We start from the raw sequence: 14925 nt of genomic DNA on the forward strand, positions 1-14925 counted from the left end.
CACAGGAGCCGGAATGGCCCAAGGGGACGGTGGCCGATTGGACCGCGATACGAGGCCGGTGGCGCACTAGCGTCGACGGCATGACACAGCCCGAGTCCGAGAACCGCCCGACGGCCGAACCCACGCGGGTCGACTTCTACTTCGACCCCGCCTGTCCCTTCGCCTGGATCACGTCCCGCTGGATGCTTGAGGTCGAGCGGTCACGCCGGCTCGACCTCCGGTTCCACGTCATGAGTCTGTACGTGCACAACAGGGGCAACGAACTGCCGGACTGGTACCGGGACCTGGTCGACCGGTCGATCGGGCCCGTACGGGTCGCCGTGGCCGCGGCCGAGCGGCACGGCGAGAAGGTGCTGCGGGAGCTGTACACCGCGTTCGGCGTCCGGATCCACGAGCGGGGGGTCGAGGACTTCGACGTGGTGATCGCGGAGTCCCTGGCCGAACTCGGGCTCCCGGCCGAACTGGCCGACGCGGCGCGCGACGAGTCGTACGACGACGCGGTGCGCCGCAGTCACGAGGAGGGCATGGAGCCGGAGACGGGGGGCTATGTGGGCACGCCCACCATCCATGTCGACGGAACCGTGTGGTTCGGGCCCGTGCTGCGGGCTGTACCACGTGGCGCCGAGGCCGCAGAACTCTTCGACAGTTTCCGGACTTTGGCGCGCCACCCGGACTTCTTCGAGCTCAAGCGCACCCGCACGGGCGGACTTTGCTTCGACTGACCGGACGCGAGAGATGGAACAGTGCTTACCGGCAGATGTCAACCATGCCGCACCGAAAGCAGGTTGGCCGATAACCATCGGTGCGGTGTGACGACACGGTGCCCCCCTGTGACATTTACCTCCGGTGTGGCGCAGAACGAAGGGCCGCCCACGATCCGACGTCACAGGGGAACGCCGGAACGTGGGCGGCCCTTCCCGTACGCCCCTCCGTCACGGACCCGCCCACGTGAACCCCGCTACGGGCACCCCGCGCCGTCCCTCGCACGGCGCCCGCCCACCACGGCGCACGAGGGGCGGGGAGCGCCCCGCGAGAAGGGGTCAACGGCCATCCATCACCCGAACGGGCGGCGATTTTCGGCCCTCTGTCCACGCTCGTGGCCCTCTGATCCACTGTTGAGAACCGGTGGGGCGCCCCGCGACATCGGTAACGTCAGCGGTCCGGCGATGTCGGCACCAGCGCCCTCGCCGTGGCCCGCACCCCACGGCCCGGTCGGATCAGGAGTGAGGACACGAATTGAGTACGTACAACTTCCACGGCAGCACCCCCGCCCGCTACGAGCCAGGCGCCGAACTCGACCTGGAGGCCCTGACCCGGCTCGCGGACGGCCTCGCCGAGGCGCTGCGGACGGAGTACCCGGTGCTCGCCGGCCACGGCGAGGTGATCCAGGACGAGCTGGCCCAGGCCGTGGAGGACGGCTACCCGCCCAACCGGGGCCGCATCCGCTCCGCCCTGGAGGCCGTCAGCATCGGAGCGATGGCCGGCACCGGCAGCCTCGCCTACACCCAGCAGCTCATGAACGCCCTCGGCCTGTGACCCACCGGCCCCGCCGCCACCGGCCCCGCCGTCACGGGGCCGGCCGTCACGGACCCCGCCGCCGCAGGCCGCCCGGACCGCTTCAGGCGCCCAGCGCCAGCGGCGCCGACACGACCGCCTCCGCGTAACGTTCGAGCAGCACCCGGGCCACCTCGGGCGCCGGTCCCAGCACGTCCGCCAGCACGTCCGCCTCGGCCGCGCCCCGCGCGATGCGGTCCGGGAGGAAGCCGGGGGCGAGGACGTACGGCGCGACGGCCACCCGGGCGCAGCCGAGGGCGCGCAGCTCGGCGACGGCCTGCTCGGTGCGCGGGAAGCCCGCGGGAGAGCCGGCGGAGGCGAACGCGGGTCGCACGGCGCACCAACCGGTGTGCCACCACTCCCGCGCGATGTCGGCGATCACCGCGATCGCCTCCGGGTCGGAGGACCCCGCCGAGGCCAGCACGACCCCGGTCGAGGACTTGTCGGCGGGACTCAGCCCCGACTCGTACAGCCGCCGTTCCAGCGCGGACAGCAGCAGCGGGGACGGCCCGAGCACCTCCGCCTGCCGGATCCGCAGCCGCGCCGGCGCGTCCCGCAGGACGGCGGGGATGTCGGCCTTGGCGTGGAAGGCACGCGTCAGCAGCAGGGGCAGCGCCACGACATCACGGACCCCGTCGGCCGCCAGCGACTCCAGCACGCCGTGGACGGAGGGGAGGTTGAAGTCGAGGAAGCCGGTCTCCACGCGCAGGCCCGGCCGCAGCGACCGCAGCCGCCGTACGAGGGCGTGCACGGTCGCGGCGTGCCGCGGGTCGCGGCTGCCGTGGGCGATGACGAGGAGGACCGGGGTGCCGGGCACGGGACGTCAGCTCTTCACCAGCAGGCCGCGGCTGCGCAGCACCCACCGCTCCAGCGGGCTGAAGAGGAGCAGGTCGATGGCGATGCCGACGAACAGGATGAGCAGGATCGCCTCGAACACCATGGCCATGTCGAGGGCGTTGCGGCCGTTCTCCAGCAACTGGCCCAGCCCGACGCCCAGATCGGGGAAGGACGCGATGATCTCGGCGGCCATCAGCGAGCGCCACGAGAACGCCCAGCCCTGCTTCATGCCCGCCACGTACCCGGGCAGCGCCGCGGGCAGCAGGACGTGCCGGACGCCGCGCAGACCGGAGGCCCCCATGGTGCGGCCCGCCCGCAGGAACAGCGGCGGCACCTGGTCGACGCCGGACACCAGACCGTTGGCGATGGAAGGGACCGCGCCCAGCAGGATCACGGCGTACATCATCGAGTTGTTCAGGCCCAGCCAGATCACGGCCGGCGGCACCCACGCCACCGACGGCAGCGACTGCAGGCCCGACAGGATCGGCCCGATCGCCGCGCGCACGAACCGCACCCGGGCCACCAGCAGCCCCAGCGGGGTGCCGATGAGCAGGGCGAAGAAGAAGCCGAGCAGGCCGCGCGAGACGCTGGTCCAGATGTAGCCGAGGAGCTTGCCCTCCAGCCAGTCCCGCTCGATCGCGTGCCACACCGCGGCAGGCGAGGGCAGCTTGCTCGGGTCGTCGACGACCTTCAGGGAGATCAGCGCCTGCCAGACCACCAGGACCACCAGGACCGCGGTGACCGGCGGCACGACCTTGTCGAGGAGGGTGCGGCGCAGCGGAGTACGGCCCGACCGCACCGTCTCCAGCGCGTCGAGGCCCGCCTCCACGCTTCCGGTGCTCCCCGTCCCGGGAGCGGGCGTCGTCTCAGTGCTGGCCATGGCGGCGGATCTCCCCACGCAGGACTTCGGTGATCTCCAGGGACAGTTCCGCCACCGGAGCGTCCTCGATGCGGCGCGGCTGCGGGATGTCCACGGCCCACTCCCGGGCCACCCGGCCGGGGCGGGAGGACAGCAGCACCACGCGCTGGGCCAGTCGTACGGCCTCGCGCACGTTGTGTGTGACGAACAGGACGGAGAGGCCGGTCTCCTTCCAGATCCGGGTCAGCTCGTCGTGCAGCACGTCCCGGGTGATGGCGTCCAGCGCCGCGAACGGCTCGTCCATCAGCAGCAGGCTGCTCTCCTGGGCCAGCGCGCGGGCCAGTGCCACACGCTGGCGCATCCCGCCCGACAGCTCGTGGACGCGCTTGCCGTGGGCGCCCTGCAGCCGGACGAGTTCGAGCAGTTCCTCGGCCCTGGCGCGCCGCGCCGGCTTGGGAACTCCGCGCAGTTTCAGGGCGAGTTCGATGTTCTTGCCCGCGGTCAGCCACGGGAACAGCGCGTGCTCCTGGAACATCAGCGCGGGCCGGCCGTCCGTGCTGATGGACCCGGAGGTGGGCCGGTCCAGTCCCGCCACCAGGTTCAGCAGCGTGGACTTGCCGCAGCCCGACGCTCCCAGGAGCGTGACGAACTCGCCGGGCGCGACATCGAGACTGATGCCGTCCAGGACGAGCTGCCGGCCGTCCGGGCCCGCGAAGGACTTCGAGACGTCGTCGAGGCGTGCGGCGTACCCGACCGACTGGTCGGCTTTGGCGAGGGTCGTGGCCATGGTCGTCACCTCCTGGGAGATCGGCGGGGCGGGGCGTCAGTCGGTACCGAGACCGGCGGCGTCGACGGTGCCGGCGCCCTGGCCCCTCAGGACCTTGTTGAGGATCGTCAGGTCGTAGATCCCCTTCAGGTCCGGCTTGTCCAGCAGGCCGGCCTTGACCGCGTGCTCGGCCTCGGCGTCCAGGGTGGCGGCCAGCGGGTCGTCGGTGACCTGGATGGACTTCCACGCAGGGTCCAGGACGGCCGCGGGCAGCGCCTTGCCGGAGTCCGTCTCCAGCTGCTCGTTCGTCGCCGCCTTGGCCGCGTCGGGGTTGGCCTTGATCCACTTGTTGGTCTCGACGGAGGCCTTCAGCACCGCCTCGACGGCCTTGGGGTGTGCCTTGAGGAACTTCTGCGACACGATGATGTTCGTGATCACGAACTTCTTGTCCGGCCACAGCGACGACTCGTCGAGCAGCACCTTGCCGCCCTCGGCGACCAGCTTGGACGCGGTCGGCTCCGGCACCCACGCGCCGTCTATGGAGCCGGACTTGAAGGCGTCCGGGGTCACCTTGTTGTCGCTGCGGACGACCGTGACGTCACCCTTGCCGCTCTGCGCGTCGACCTTCCAGCCCTGATCCGCGGCCCAGTTGAGGAACGCCACGTCCTGCGTGTTGCCCAGCTGAGGCGTGGCGATCTTCCTGCCCTTGACGTCCTTCAGGGACTTGATCTTCTTCGGGTCGACGACGAGCTTCACACCGCCGGACGCCGAACCCCCGATGATCCTCAGGTCCGTGCCGCCCGACTTGGTGTAGCCGTTGATCGCCGGGGACGGGCCTATCCAGCCGATGTCGATGGAGCCGGAGTTGAGCGCCTCGATCTCGGAGGGGCCCGCGTTGAAGGTGGCGTACTCGGCCTTGGTGGCGCCCAGCTGCTTCTGGAAGACGCCCTGCCGCCGGCCGACCAGCGCGGTCGCGTGCGTGAGGTTCCCGAAGTAGCCGATCTTCACGGAGTCCAGGCCGTCGATCTTCTTCGACCCGGCGGCGACCTTCTGGTTGGCGCCGTCGTCCTTGGCCTCGGAGCCGTAGCCGCAGGACGCGAGGGCCAGCAGGGGCAGCGCGGCGATCGCGGTCACACCGCGGCGGAACAGTTTCGAGCTGGTGGCAGGCACGGGAGGTGGTCCTCTCGGTGGCCCGGCGGTCACGGGTTATCAGGCCGTGGCCGGGAGGTCGGCAAAGGGTCTTCGTCGCTGCTGGTGCTTCACGTGGGGGAGCCGGGCGCGCGAGCGGTGCGCGTACGTCAGCACGCACATCGCGCGACTCCGCCCTGCCCGCTACCGAGGGTCCCGCTGCCGACGCGGCCGCCCTCCTTCGCGAACGTGGCGTAGAAGTCGGTGGAGTTCATGGTCAGAAGTCCCAGCCCTCTTCTTCAGATGCGTTCTTGACCGGTTCGGGCGCGGCGAACGACTCGCCGACCATGCCCGCCGTGAGCGTGGTGCCGTCGCTCGGGTCGATCAGGATGAAGGAGCCCGTGCGGCGCGAGTCGGCGTAGGAGTCGACCGGCAGCGGCTCGGCGGTACGGATCTTCACCCGCCCGATGTCGTTGGCGACGAGCCGGCCCGGATGCGGATGCAGGGACAGGTCGTCGAGCGTGAGCCGGGACGGGATGTCCCGCACCACGGCCTTGACCGTGCGCGTGCCGTGCTTGAGCAGCACCCGGTGCCCGACGGTCAGCGGCTGGTCGGCGACATGGCAGACGGTCGCCTCCACGTCCTGCGTGGTGGCCGGCGCGTCCTTCGACGGCACGATCAGGTCGCCGCGCGAGACGTCGATGTCGTCCTGGAGCAGGACCGTCACCGACTGCGTCGTCCAGGCCACGTCCACCGGCGCACCGAGCAGGTCGATGCCGGAGATCCGCGTCGTGCGCCCGGACGGCAGGACGGTGACCTCCTCGCCCACCCGGAAGCTGCCGGCCGCGATCTGGCCCGCGTAACCCCGGTAGTCGGGGTGCTCGGCGGTCTGCGGGCGGATCACGTACTGCACGGGCAGCCGGGCGTGGCAGTGCGACAGGTCGTGGCTGACCGGCACGGTCTCCAGGTACTCAAGGACGGTCGGGCCGCCGTACCAGTCCATGTGCGCGGACGGCTCCACCACGTTGTCGCCGGTGAGCGCCGAGATCGGGATCGCGGTGACCGCGGGGACGCCCAGTTCGGTCGCGTACGCCGTGAACTCCTCGGCTATCGCGGCGAACACGGACTCCTGGTAGTCGACGAGGTCCATCTTGTTCACGGTCAGCACCACGTGCGGCACGCGCAGCAGCGCGGCGATCGCCGCGTGCCGGCGGGTCTGCTCGACCACGCCGTTGCGGGCGTCGACCAGGACCACGGTCAGCTCGGCCGTGGAGGCGCCGGTGACCATGTTGCGCGTGTACTGCACATGGCCGGGCGTGTCGGCCAGGATGAACCGGCGGCGCGGGGTCGCGAAGTAGCGGTAGGCCACGTCGATGGTGATGCCCTGCTCCCGCTCGGCGCGCAGGCCGTCGGTCAGCAGCGCGAGGTCGGGGCCGTCCTGGCCGCGGCTAGCGGACGCCCGCTCCACGGCCTCCAGCTGGTCGGTGAGGACCGACTTGGAGTCGTGCAGCAGCCGTCCGACGAGTGTGGACTTGCCGTCGTCGACGGAGCCGGCGGTGGCGAACCGCAGCAGGGTGGTGGCCGAGAGTGCCTCGGTCGTCGTCGTGGTCATGCTCAGAAGTACCCCTCGCGCTTGCGGTCTTCCATCGCGGCCTCGGAGAGCTTGTCGTCGGCGCGGGTCGCGCCCCGCTCGGTGAGCCGGGAGGCGGCGATCTCGGTGATCACGGCGTCCAGCGTGGTCGCGTCGGAGTCGACGGCGCCCGTGCAGGACATGTCACCCACCGTCCGGTACCGCACCAGCCGCTTCTCGGTGGTCTCGGTGTCCTTCGGGCCGCCCCACTCGCCGGCCGTCAGCCACATCCCGGCCCGCCGGAACACCTCGCGCTCGTGCGCGAAGTAGATCTCCGGCAGCTCGATGCCCTCGCGGGCGATGTACTGCCACACGTCCAGCTCGGTCCAGTTGGACAGCGGGAAGACGCGTACGTGCTCGCCGGGCGCGTGCCGCCCGTTGTACAGGTTCCACAGCTCGGGCCGCTGCCGGCGCGGGTCCCACTGGGAGAACTCGTCCCGCAGCGAGAACACCCGCTCCTTGGCGCGGGCCTTCTCCTCGTCGCGCCGGCCACCGCCGAAGACCGCGTCGAACTTCTCGCTCTGGATCTTCTCCGTGAGCGGCAGCGTCTGCAGCGGGTTACGGGTGCCGTCGGGACGTTCCTTGAGCACACCCCGGTCGATGTAGTCCTGTACGGAGGCCACATGGAGGCGCAGCCCATGGGCGGCGACCACACGGTCCCGGTACTCCAGCACCTCGGGGAAGTTGTGTCCCGTGTCCACATGGAGGAGTGAGAAGGGGACCGGGGCCGGGGCGAACGCCTTCAGCGCGAGGTGCAGCATGACGATGGAGTCCTTGCCCCCGGAGAACAGGATCACCGGGTTCTCGAACTCGCCCGCCACCTCGCGGAAGATGTGCACCGCCTCGGACTCCAGCGCGTCCAGGTGGGAGAGGGCGTACGGACCGGCCGTGCCCTCCTCGCCGCCCGTCACCTCGGCGACGGTCGTCATGCCAGTCCCCTCTCGCTGAGCAGCGCGCGGACCAGCGCCGCGGACTCCGGCACGGTCTGGTGCTGCGACTCGATCCGCAGGTCGGGCTCGGCCGGCTCCTCGTAGGGGTCGTCGACCCCGGTCAGACCCGACAGTTCGCCCGCGGCCTGCTTGGCGTAGAGCCCCTTCACGTCCCGCGCCGAGCACACCTCGACCGGGGTCGCCACATGGACCTCCAGGTACGGCGTCCCGTTCTTCTCGTGCCGCTCGCGCACCGCCTCCCGGCTGTCCGCGTAGGGCGCGATCACCGGCACCAGCGCCTTGACGCCGTTGCGGGCCAGCAGTTCGGCCACGAAGCCGACGCGCCGTACGTTGGTGTGCCGGTCAGCGCGGGAGAAGCCGAGGCCCGCCGAGATGAACTCGCGGATCTCGTCCCCGTCGAGGACCTCGACGCGGTGGCCCTCGGCGCGCAGCCGGCCGGCCAGTTCGTACGCGATGGTGGTCTTGCCCGCGCTCGGCAGACCCGTGAGCCAGACAGTGGCTCCGCTCGTCACCAGGCTCTCCTCAATCCGATCGTGCGTCATGCGTGCAGCCCGCATTCGGTCTTGGCCCGGCCTGCCCAGCGGCCGGCCCGCGCGTCCTCGCCCTCCAGGACCCGCCGTGTGCACGGGGCACAGCCGACGGAGGCGTAGCCGTCCATCAGCAACGGGTTGGTCAGTACGCCGTGTTCGGCAACGTAGGCGTCCACGTCGTCCTGCGTCCAGCGTGCGATCGGGGAGACCTTGACCTTGCCCCGCTTCTCGTCCCAGCCGACGACCGGCGTGTTCGCCCGGGTCGGCGACTCGTCGCGGCGCAGGCCCGTCGCCCAGGCCTGGTAACCGGCCAGGCCCTCCTCCAGCGGCCGCACCTTGCGCAGCGCGCAGCACAGGTCGGGATCGCGGTCGTGCAGCTCGGGGCCGTACTCCGCGTCCTGCTCGGCGACCGTCTGCCGCGGGGTGAGCGTGATGACGTTGACGTCCATCACGGCCTCGACGGCGTCCCGGGTGCCGATGGTCTCCGGGAAGTGGTAGCCGGTGTCGAGGAAGACGACGTCGACGCCCTTCAGTACGCGGGAGGCGAGGTGGGCGACCACGGCGTCCTCCATGGAGGAGGTGACGCAGAAGTTCCTGCCGAAGGTGTCCACCGCCCACCGGAGGATGTCCGCTGCGGTGGCGTCCTCGAGGTCGCGCCCCGCCTGCTCGGCGAGTTCCCGCAACTCCGCCTGCGTGCGCGGCTCCTGGTCGTCCGTCATGTGCGCTTCTCCCCTGCGTCGTCGGCTCGCCGCAGCCCCCGGGCGAGCAGCCCGAGGAACTTCAGCTGGAATGCGCGGTTGCACGCCCCGCATTCCCAGGCGCCATGGCCCTGCTCGTTGGGACGCAGGTCCTCGTCGCCGCAGTAGGGGCAGTGGAACGGCGCGGCACGTTCGCTCACGACAGGGCCTCCTCGGAGGCGCGCGCGGCCCAGGTGGCGAACCGCTCGCCGTCCTCGCGCTCCGCCCGGTAGCGCCTGAGCACCCGCTCGATGTAGTCCGCCAGCTCCTGCGAAGTCACCTTCAGGCCGCGGACCTTGCGGCCGAAGCCCGGATCCAGACCGAGCGCGCCGCCGAGGTGCACCTGGAAGCCCTCGACCTGGTCGCCGTTCTCGTCCAGGACGAGCTGGCCCTTGAGACCGATGTCCGCCACCTGGATGCGGGCGCAGGCGTTCGGGCAGCCGTTGATGTTGATGGTGAGCGGCTCGTCGAAGTCCGGGAGCCGGCGCTCCAGTTCGTCGATGAGCGCGCTGCCCCGCGCCTTGGTCTCGACGATGGCGAGCTTGCAGAACTCGATGCCGGTGCAGGCCATGGTGCCGCGCCGGAACGGGGACGGGTGCACCGTGAGGTCCAGCGCCTCCAGGCCGGCCACCAGGGACTCGACCCGCGCCTCCTCGACGTCCAGCACGATCATCTTCTGCTCGGCCGTGGTCCGGATACGGCCGGAGCCGTGCACCTCGGCGAGGCCGGCGATCTTCGCCAGCGTGCTGCCGTCGACGCGTCCGACACGCGGCGCGAAACCGACGTAGTACCGGCCGTCCCGCTGCCGGTGCACACCGACGTGGTCGCGCCACCGCTCCACCGGCTGCGCGGGCGCCGGACCGTCGACGAGGGGCCGCTTCAGGTACTCCTCCTCCAGCACCTCCCGGAACCGCTCCGCGCCCCAGTCGGCGACCAGGAACTTCAGCCGGGCCCGGGTGCGCAGCCGCCGGTAGCCGTAGTCGCGGAAGATGGAGATGACGCCCTCGAAGACGTCCGGGACCTCCGCCAGCGGCACCCAGGCGCCCAGTCGCACGCCGATCTTCGGGTTGGTCGACAGACCGCCGCCCACCCACAGGTCGAAACCGGGCCCGTGCTCGGGGTGTTCGACGCCGACGAACGCGATGTCGTTGATCTCGTGCGCCACGTCCAGCAGGGGCGAACCGGAGACCGCGGACTTGAACTTGCGGGGCAGGTTCGAGAACGCCTTGTTGCCGATGACCCGCCGGTGGATCTCCTCGATGGCCGGGGTGCCGTCGACGATCTCGTCCTCGGCGATGCCCGCGACCGGCGAGCCGAGGATGACCCGGGGCACGTCGCCGCAGGCCTCGGTGGTGGACAGGCCGACCGCTTCGAGCCGCTCCCAGATCGCGGGCACGTCCTCGATCCGCACCCAGTGCAGCTGGATGTTCTGCCGGTCGGTGATGTCGGCCGTGCCACGGGCGAACTCCTGCGAGATCTCCCCGATGACCCGCAGCTGCGCGGTCGTCAGCCGGCCGCCGTCGATCCGCACCCGCATCATGAAGTACTCGTCGTCCAGCTCCTCCGGCTCCAGGATCGCGGTCTTGCCGCCGTCGATCCCGGGCTTGCGCTGGGTGTACAGACCCCACCAGCGCATCCGGCCGCGCAGATCGTTCGGGTCGATCGAGTCGAAGCCCCGCTTGGAGTAGATCGTCTCAATGCGTGTCCGCACGTTGAGACCGTCGTCGTCCTTCTTGAGCTGTTCGTTGCCGTTGAGCGGGGTGAAGTGACCCGCGGCCCACTGACCCTCACCGCGGTGACGACTCACCTTGCGGCGGGGCGCTGAGGCAGCGGGATTCTGCGGGGTGGCGGCCATGGTTCTACATCCTTCGGGACAGCAAGGGATGGGGGGCGGCGCGCGGCGCCGTCGATGAAGAGTGCTGGTCGGGCGGCGAGGCAAGGCTCTGACCTGCGTACACGTGCGCACACGGAGACGCGTGCGCGTCATTGCGCAGCGAGAGGTGAGACCGGGGGGATCGGCGGTGCTGAGTAGGTCAGCTCGCCGGACAGATGGCGCTGGACATGCGGCCGAGGTCGACGTGCCGCCGACTCACCAAGGCAACTCCAGTTCCGGGCATGACGGAAGCCTGTCACGGGGATCTCCGGCCAGTCCACCATTGTCCGTCATCTGGACGAAAGTATTCCGAACAGTGAGACAGGTGAGTGGGGTGCCGGGCGAGGGCCGTCGGGCGCCCGCCCGGCACGCCCGGGAACGGTTGTCAGCCGGCGAACGCCCCGGGCCACGGGCCCGGGGCCGGCACGTCCGGCTCCAGCTCCACCTTCGTCTCGTACAGCTTGAACCCGCGTCGCTGGTAGTTCTCCATCGCGAACTCGCCGTCCTTGCTGCACGTGTGCACCCACACCCGCTCGGTCGCGGGCCGCTGCGGCCACCGCTCGGCCAGGTCCCAGGCGCGGGCGGTCCCGTACGACAGCAGGTGGCCGCCGATGCGCCGGCCGCGGAAGGCGGGGATCAGGCCGAAGTAGGCGATCTCGACCGCGCCCTCGTCGTGCGCGTCCAGCTCGATGTAGCCGGCCGGGGTGCCGCTGTCGTACGCCACCCACGTCTCCACGCCGGGCCGGTCCAGGTACTCCTGCCAGCGGGCGTAGGACCAGCCGAGCCGGTCGGTCCAGGTGATGTCGCCGCCGACCGAGGCGTACAGGAAGCGGCTGAACTCGGGGGAGGGGACCTCGGCGCGCACGATCCGCAGGCCGTCGCCCTCGGGGGCGGCGGCCGGCAGGACGTCGGCCGGGGAGGTCTGCTCCAGGTACCAGGTGGTGACGGGGACGCTGCTCATGCGGGCCAGGCAATCATCCCGCCCGGCCACCTGTCGATCGCCTTGTCGCCCCGGCCGCATCGGTCGACCCGGCGCGTTCCGGACGGCCCTCGCCGCCCGGCGCGTTCCGGACGGCCCTCGTCGTCCGGCGGCGGTCCGAACGGCCGGGTCACTCCAGCGAGCGGTCGAGCGTGTCCAGCGGCACCGTGAACAGCATCCGGTCCGACACCGACCACACCTCACCCGTCTCCTGCCAGTACGACAGCGAACCCGGGCCTTGGGCCCAGCAGTGGTGGGAGTGGTCCGTGCCGCAGCGGGCGGCCTTCGCGGCCTCGGTGTCCTGCCGCCAGAGTCCGCCGTGACCGGCCCTGGAACCGGGCAGCCGTCCCACGTACCAGGACGAGCGGGCCGCCCCGGCCTTCCGGTACGACAGCACGCCCCGGACCCCGCTCGCCCGCGTCCGGTAGACCTCCACCGGGTCCGCCCGCCCGGCCGCGTCGGTGGCGAGCAGCCCGCTGCGCGCGGGGTCCTTGCTGAACGCGTACCGCCACAGGCGGGCGCGCCGCTCGCCGCCGGGGGCGGTCCACTCGCCCGCGACGAGACTGTCCGGCGCCGTGGTGCGGTCCAGGGAGAGGGCGCCGGGGCAGGCCACCGGGCCGGAGGACGCGCAGTGGCCGGTGCGCGGGCGGTAGGAGCCCACGGCGGGCATCACGTACTGGTAGCCGTCGGCGGACCAGCCGCCGGGCACCCGGCCGATCGCGGGGCTGTCCACGGTGGTGCGCTGGATGCGGTGCAGGTTGTAGACGTAGAGGGACTCGTCACCGCCGCTCTCCGTGGTGACCAGCAGCTTGTCCTGGTACCAGACCATGCCGGAGACCCGGGACACCAGGCCGCGGTAGTTCCGGCCGCCGTCGACCGGGACCACGAGGAGGACCCAGCGGTAGACGGGCCGGGCCGGGTCGTCGGCGTCGACGAAGGCGACCTTCGCCAGGCCGCGCTCCGCGGCGGGTCCGGTGCCGGCACGGTGCGTCCAGCCGCTGAGGACCACCCGGTGGGGGCCCCAGAAGCCGTCGTCGTCGGCGTCCCCGGAGGTGGTCACCGAGGCCGGCCGCCAGGCCGTGTCCGCGGCGTCCGCCCGGTCCCAGCACCAAGCCCGGGCGGGGGCCGGATCGACGGGCAGGGAGGCGCGGTCCCGGGCGCCGCAGTCGGCGCCCTCGCGAAGCGTGTGGTCGGCGCTGCGCAGCACGGCGTCCACGCCGACCGGGCGGCCCATGGACGAGGCGAGCCGGTCCAGCGTACGGGCGGGCACCAACTGCTCCTGGAGCCGCAGCGGGGCGGTGTCGGAGGAGGAGGTCAGCTGCTTGAGCGCGCCGGGGTTGCCGGCGACCGTGGCCTGCGAGGCGCTGATCATCGTGGCCGCCGCGGTGAGCGCCAGCGCGGTCCCGGCCAGGACCGCGCGCAGCGCCGCGCCCCGTCTGCGTCGGCGGTGTCTGCCGCGATGCTTCATGGTCTCCTCCCGGGGCGAGCCAACTGCGCCTGATGATCGTTACGTTGACCGAGGAGCAGCTGGGAAGTCCCGTCAGGGGATGCTACGGCAGTGGTGTGCGCCGCAGGGCCAAGACCCCGCAAACAGGCGAGGGACACCCGTGCGAAAAGGGGCACGCCCCGGCTCGGGCGCCCCGCGCAGAGCCCCGCTCAGCCGCCCCGTTCCGCCGTCCGCCGCCGGGCCACGGCCGGTGCCGCCGAGCGGGGCAGCAGGTCACGGGGGTCCTCGGGCAGCAGTACAGTCACCTCGACATCCGCGCGGAAACGATACGGCCGATGCTGCAGAAGAGCCCCCAGATAACGCCGTACCCGTGACATCTCCGCCCGCACCGTGACCGTTCGCGACGCGTCGCCGAACAGGTCCCCGGCCAGGTCCGCCGCACCGCGCCCGGCCGGGTGCTCGGTGAGCAGATAGAGCAATTCGGCGTGCCGGGGGCTGAGTTCGCGGGACCACGAACCCGCCGGACCGGCGACGGTGAGCGCACCGCGGTCCGGCCGCGTCAGGTCCAGCGCGAGGCGGGTCGCGGCCGTGGCCGGCGGCTCGTCGGCCGCGCGCAGCAACCAGCCCCCGGCCAGCGGTTCCACCACGCACGGACCCAGCGTGGCCAGCCACCGGCGGCCCGGCGACAGGGACTTGGGCAGCGACACCCGCCGCACGTACGGTATCCCGGTCACCGCCGCCGCCCAGCCGTCCCGGTCCACCACCAGCGCCCGCCCGTCCAGCCGGGCCAGCACCGGCGCCCCCACCGTGCGCAGCCGCTCCAGCGAGTCCAGGTGCAGCTCCCGCAGGCGGGCCTCGGCGAGCTTGGCCACCGCGTCCACCCAGGCCAGGGTCGCCGGGTGCATGGTCTCCAGCGGGCCGCTGACGTCCACCACGCCGAGGAGCCGGCCGTCGCGGGGGTCGGTGACCGGGGCGCCCGCGCAGGTCCAGGTGGTGTGCGAGCGGACGAAGTGCTCGGCGGCGAAGACCTGGACGGGCCGCCGTACGACCGCCGGGGTGCCCACGCCGTTGGTGCCGACGACCTCCTCCCGCCAGTCCGCGCCGACTTCGAAGCCGAGACCGTCGGCCTTGCGCAGCACCGCCGGTGATCCCTCGCGCCACAGCACGCGCCCCTCGGCGTCCGCGACGACCACGATGTGCCGGGCGGCGTCCGCGACCGAGAGCAGCCCCTCGCGCAGGACCGGAAGGACATGCCGCAGCGGCGACTCGTCCCGCCGGTGTCGCACCTCCTCGGCGGACAGCAGCCCGGATCTGAAGTCACGTTCGGGATCGACCCCGCCGCGCAGCATGCGTTCCCAGGACTGCTCGATCACCGGCCGGGGCGCGATCCGGGCCCGCCGGCCCGCGAGTGTCGCCTCCCGCACCTCGTTCAGCACCCGCGCCGCCCGCGCCGCGTCCACGGCGACCAGGCGCGTCACGTCCATCGGCGGGTTCACCACGGGGGTCCTCCCGGGAAGCGTGTCGGACATTCTCGTCGAACCGCGTGCGCGAAGCCGGCCGGACGACGTTTTCCGGCCGGGCCGTTCCCCCACATACTGCCGGTCGAGGCATGCCGGAAGCACACGCTCCGGGCAC

At 71.9% G+C, this 14925-nt stretch carries 16 protein-coding genes; 2 read left to right on the forward strand and 14 right to left on the reverse strand.

Annotated features, from left to right (window positions below; genetic code table 11):
* Positions 1 to 80 precede the first annotated feature (80 nt).
* Positions 81 to 722 (forward strand): mycothiol-dependent nitroreductase Rv2466c family protein, encoded by a 642-nt coding sequence (locus OIB37_RS28695; protein WP_330460510.1) that lies wholly within the window; start codon positions 81 to 83, stop codon positions 720 to 722.
* A gap of 514 nt (positions 723 to 1236) precedes the next feature.
* On the forward strand, positions 1237 to 1536 hold the full coding sequence (locus OIB37_RS28700) for a hypothetical protein (RefSeq protein WP_330460511.1): 300 nt from the start codon (positions 1237 to 1239) through the stop codon (positions 1534 to 1536).
* An 82-nt stretch (positions 1537 to 1618) separates the two neighbouring features.
* Here OIB37_RS28700 and OIB37_RS28705 read toward each other — a convergent pair whose 3' ends face one another.
* The 14 genes from OIB37_RS28705 to OIB37_RS28765 all read right to left on the reverse strand — a co-directional run bounded on the left by OIB37_RS28705 (position 1619) and on the right by OIB37_RS28765 (position 14774).
* Positions 1619 to 2371 (reverse strand): sirohydrochlorin chelatase, encoded by a 753-nt coding sequence (locus OIB37_RS28705; protein WP_330460512.1) that lies wholly within the window; start codon positions 2369 to 2371, stop codon positions 1619 to 1621.
* Between the two features lie 6 nt (positions 2372 to 2377).
* On the reverse strand, positions 2378 to 3271 hold the full coding sequence (locus OIB37_RS28710) for an ABC transporter permease (protein WP_330460513.1): 894 nt from the start codon (positions 3269 to 3271) through the stop codon (positions 2378 to 2380).
* Positions 3258 to 4037: an ABC transporter ATP-binding protein gene (locus tag OIB37_RS28715; protein WP_330460514.1), complete on the reverse strand. Its 780-nt coding sequence runs from the start codon at positions 4035 to 4037 to the stop codon at positions 3258 to 3260. The genes OIB37_RS28710 and OIB37_RS28715 overlap by 14 nt, the downstream gene beginning before the upstream one ends.
* A gap of 36 nt (positions 4038 to 4073) precedes the next feature.
* Positions 4074 to 5186 (reverse strand): aliphatic sulfonate ABC transporter substrate-binding protein, encoded by a 1113-nt coding sequence (locus OIB37_RS28720; protein ID WP_330460515.1) that lies wholly within the window; start codon positions 5184 to 5186, stop codon positions 4074 to 4076.
* A 235-nt stretch (positions 5187 to 5421) separates the two neighbouring features.
* Complete coding sequence (locus tag OIB37_RS28725; protein WP_330460516.1) at positions 5422 to 6756, reverse strand: sulfate adenylyltransferase subunit 1; 1335 nt, start codon at positions 6754 to 6756, stop codon at positions 5422 to 5424.
* 2 nt (positions 6757 to 6758) lie between these two features.
* The gene (gene cysD, locus OIB37_RS28730) at positions 6759 to 7703 is read right to left on the reverse strand and encodes a sulfate adenylyltransferase subunit CysD (protein ID WP_330460517.1); all 945 of its coding nucleotides are present in this window, start codon (positions 7701 to 7703) and stop codon (positions 6759 to 6761) included.
* Positions 7700 to 8236 (reverse strand): adenylyl-sulfate kinase, encoded by a 537-nt coding sequence (gene cysC, locus OIB37_RS28735; RefSeq protein WP_330460518.1) that lies wholly within the window; start codon positions 8234 to 8236, stop codon positions 7700 to 7702. The genes cysD and cysC overlap by 4 nt, the downstream gene beginning before the upstream one ends.
* A 26-nt stretch (positions 8237 to 8262) precedes the next feature.
* Positions 8263 to 8973 (reverse strand): phosphoadenylyl-sulfate reductase, encoded by a 711-nt coding sequence (locus OIB37_RS28740; protein ID WP_330460519.1) that lies wholly within the window; start codon positions 8971 to 8973, stop codon positions 8263 to 8265.
* Positions 8970 to 9152, reverse strand: coding sequence for a hypothetical protein (locus OIB37_RS28745; RefSeq protein WP_330460520.1), 183 nt, complete (start codon positions 9150 to 9152; stop codon positions 8970 to 8972). The genes OIB37_RS28740 and OIB37_RS28745 overlap by 4 nt, the downstream gene beginning before the upstream one ends.
* Positions 9149 to 10846, reverse strand: coding sequence for a nitrite/sulfite reductase (locus OIB37_RS28750; protein WP_330460521.1), 1698 nt, complete (start codon positions 10844 to 10846; stop codon positions 9149 to 9151). Before OIB37_RS28750 ends, OIB37_RS28745 begins: the two co-directional genes overlap by 4 nt.
* Positions 10847 to 11024: 178 nt before the next feature.
* Complete coding sequence (locus tag OIB37_RS36360) at positions 11025 to 11108, reverse strand: putative leader peptide (RefSeq protein WP_356399842.1); 84 nt, start codon at positions 11106 to 11108, stop codon at positions 11025 to 11027.
* Positions 11109 to 11249: 141 nt separating this feature from the next.
* Complete coding sequence (locus tag OIB37_RS28755) at positions 11250 to 11825, reverse strand: GNAT family N-acetyltransferase (protein ID WP_330460522.1); 576 nt, start codon at positions 11823 to 11825, stop codon at positions 11250 to 11252.
* A gap of 148 nt (positions 11826 to 11973) precedes the next feature.
* The gene (locus OIB37_RS28760; RefSeq protein WP_330460523.1) at positions 11974 to 13311 is read right to left on the reverse strand and encodes a hypothetical protein; all 1338 of its coding nucleotides are present in this window, start codon (positions 13309 to 13311) and stop codon (positions 11974 to 11976) included.
* 188 nt (positions 13312 to 13499) lie between these two features.
* Positions 13500 to 14774 carry a GAF domain-containing protein gene (locus OIB37_RS28765; RefSeq protein ID WP_330461997.1) on the reverse strand — a complete coding sequence of 425 codons (1275 nt, stop codon included), beginning with the start codon at positions 14772 to 14774 and terminating at the stop codon, positions 13500 to 13502.
* Positions 14775 to 14925 lie beyond the last annotated feature (151 nt).

It is taken from the genome of Streptomyces sp. NBC_00820 (assembly GCF_036347055.1).
Taxonomy (GTDB): domain Bacteria; phylum Actinomycetota; class Actinomycetes; order Streptomycetales; family Streptomycetaceae; genus Streptomyces.

Excerpts from the sequence above, each read along its gene's own strand:
- OIB37_RS28695 (WP_330460510.1), top strand. The coding sequence starts at position 81 with ATGACACAGCCCGAGTCCGAGAACCGCCCGACGGCCGAACCCACGCGG.
- OIB37_RS28710 (WP_330460513.1), bottom strand. The coding sequence starts at position 3,271 with ATGGCCAGCACTGAGACGACGCCCGCTCCCGGGACGGGGAGCACCGGA.
- OIB37_RS28715 (WP_330460514.1), bottom strand. The coding sequence starts at position 4,037 with ATGGCCACGACCCTCGCCAAAGCCGACCAGTCGGTCGGGTACGCCGCA.
- OIB37_RS28725 (WP_330460516.1), bottom strand. The coding sequence starts at position 6,756 with ATGACCACGACGACGACCGAGGCACTCTCGGCCACCACCCTGCTGCGG.
- cysD (WP_330460517.1), bottom strand. The coding sequence starts at position 7,703 with ATGACGACCGTCGCCGAGGTGACGGGCGGCGAGGAGGGCACGGCCGGT.
- OIB37_RS28740 (WP_330460519.1), bottom strand. The coding sequence starts at position 8,973 with ATGACGGACGACCAGGAGCCGCGCACGCAGGCGGAGTTGCGGGAACTC.
- OIB37_RS28750 (WP_330460521.1), bottom strand. The coding sequence starts at position 10,846 with ATGGCCGCCACCCCGCAGAATCCCGCTGCCTCAGCGCCCCGCCGCAAG.
- OIB37_RS36360 (WP_356399842.1), bottom strand. The coding sequence starts at position 11,108 with ATGCCCGGAACTGGAGTTGCCTTGGTGAGTCGGCGGCACGTCGACCTC.
- OIB37_RS28755 (WP_330460522.1), bottom strand. The coding sequence starts at position 11,825 with ATGAGCAGCGTCCCCGTCACCACCTGGTACCTGGAGCAGACCTCCCCG.
- OIB37_RS28760 (WP_330460523.1), bottom strand. The coding sequence starts at position 13,311 with ATGAAGCATCGCGGCAGACACCGCCGACGCAGACGGGGCGCGGCGCTG.
- OIB37_RS28765 (WP_330461997.1), bottom strand. The coding sequence starts at position 14,774 with ATGGACGTGACGCGCCTGGTCGCCGTGGACGCGGCGCGGGCGGCGCGG.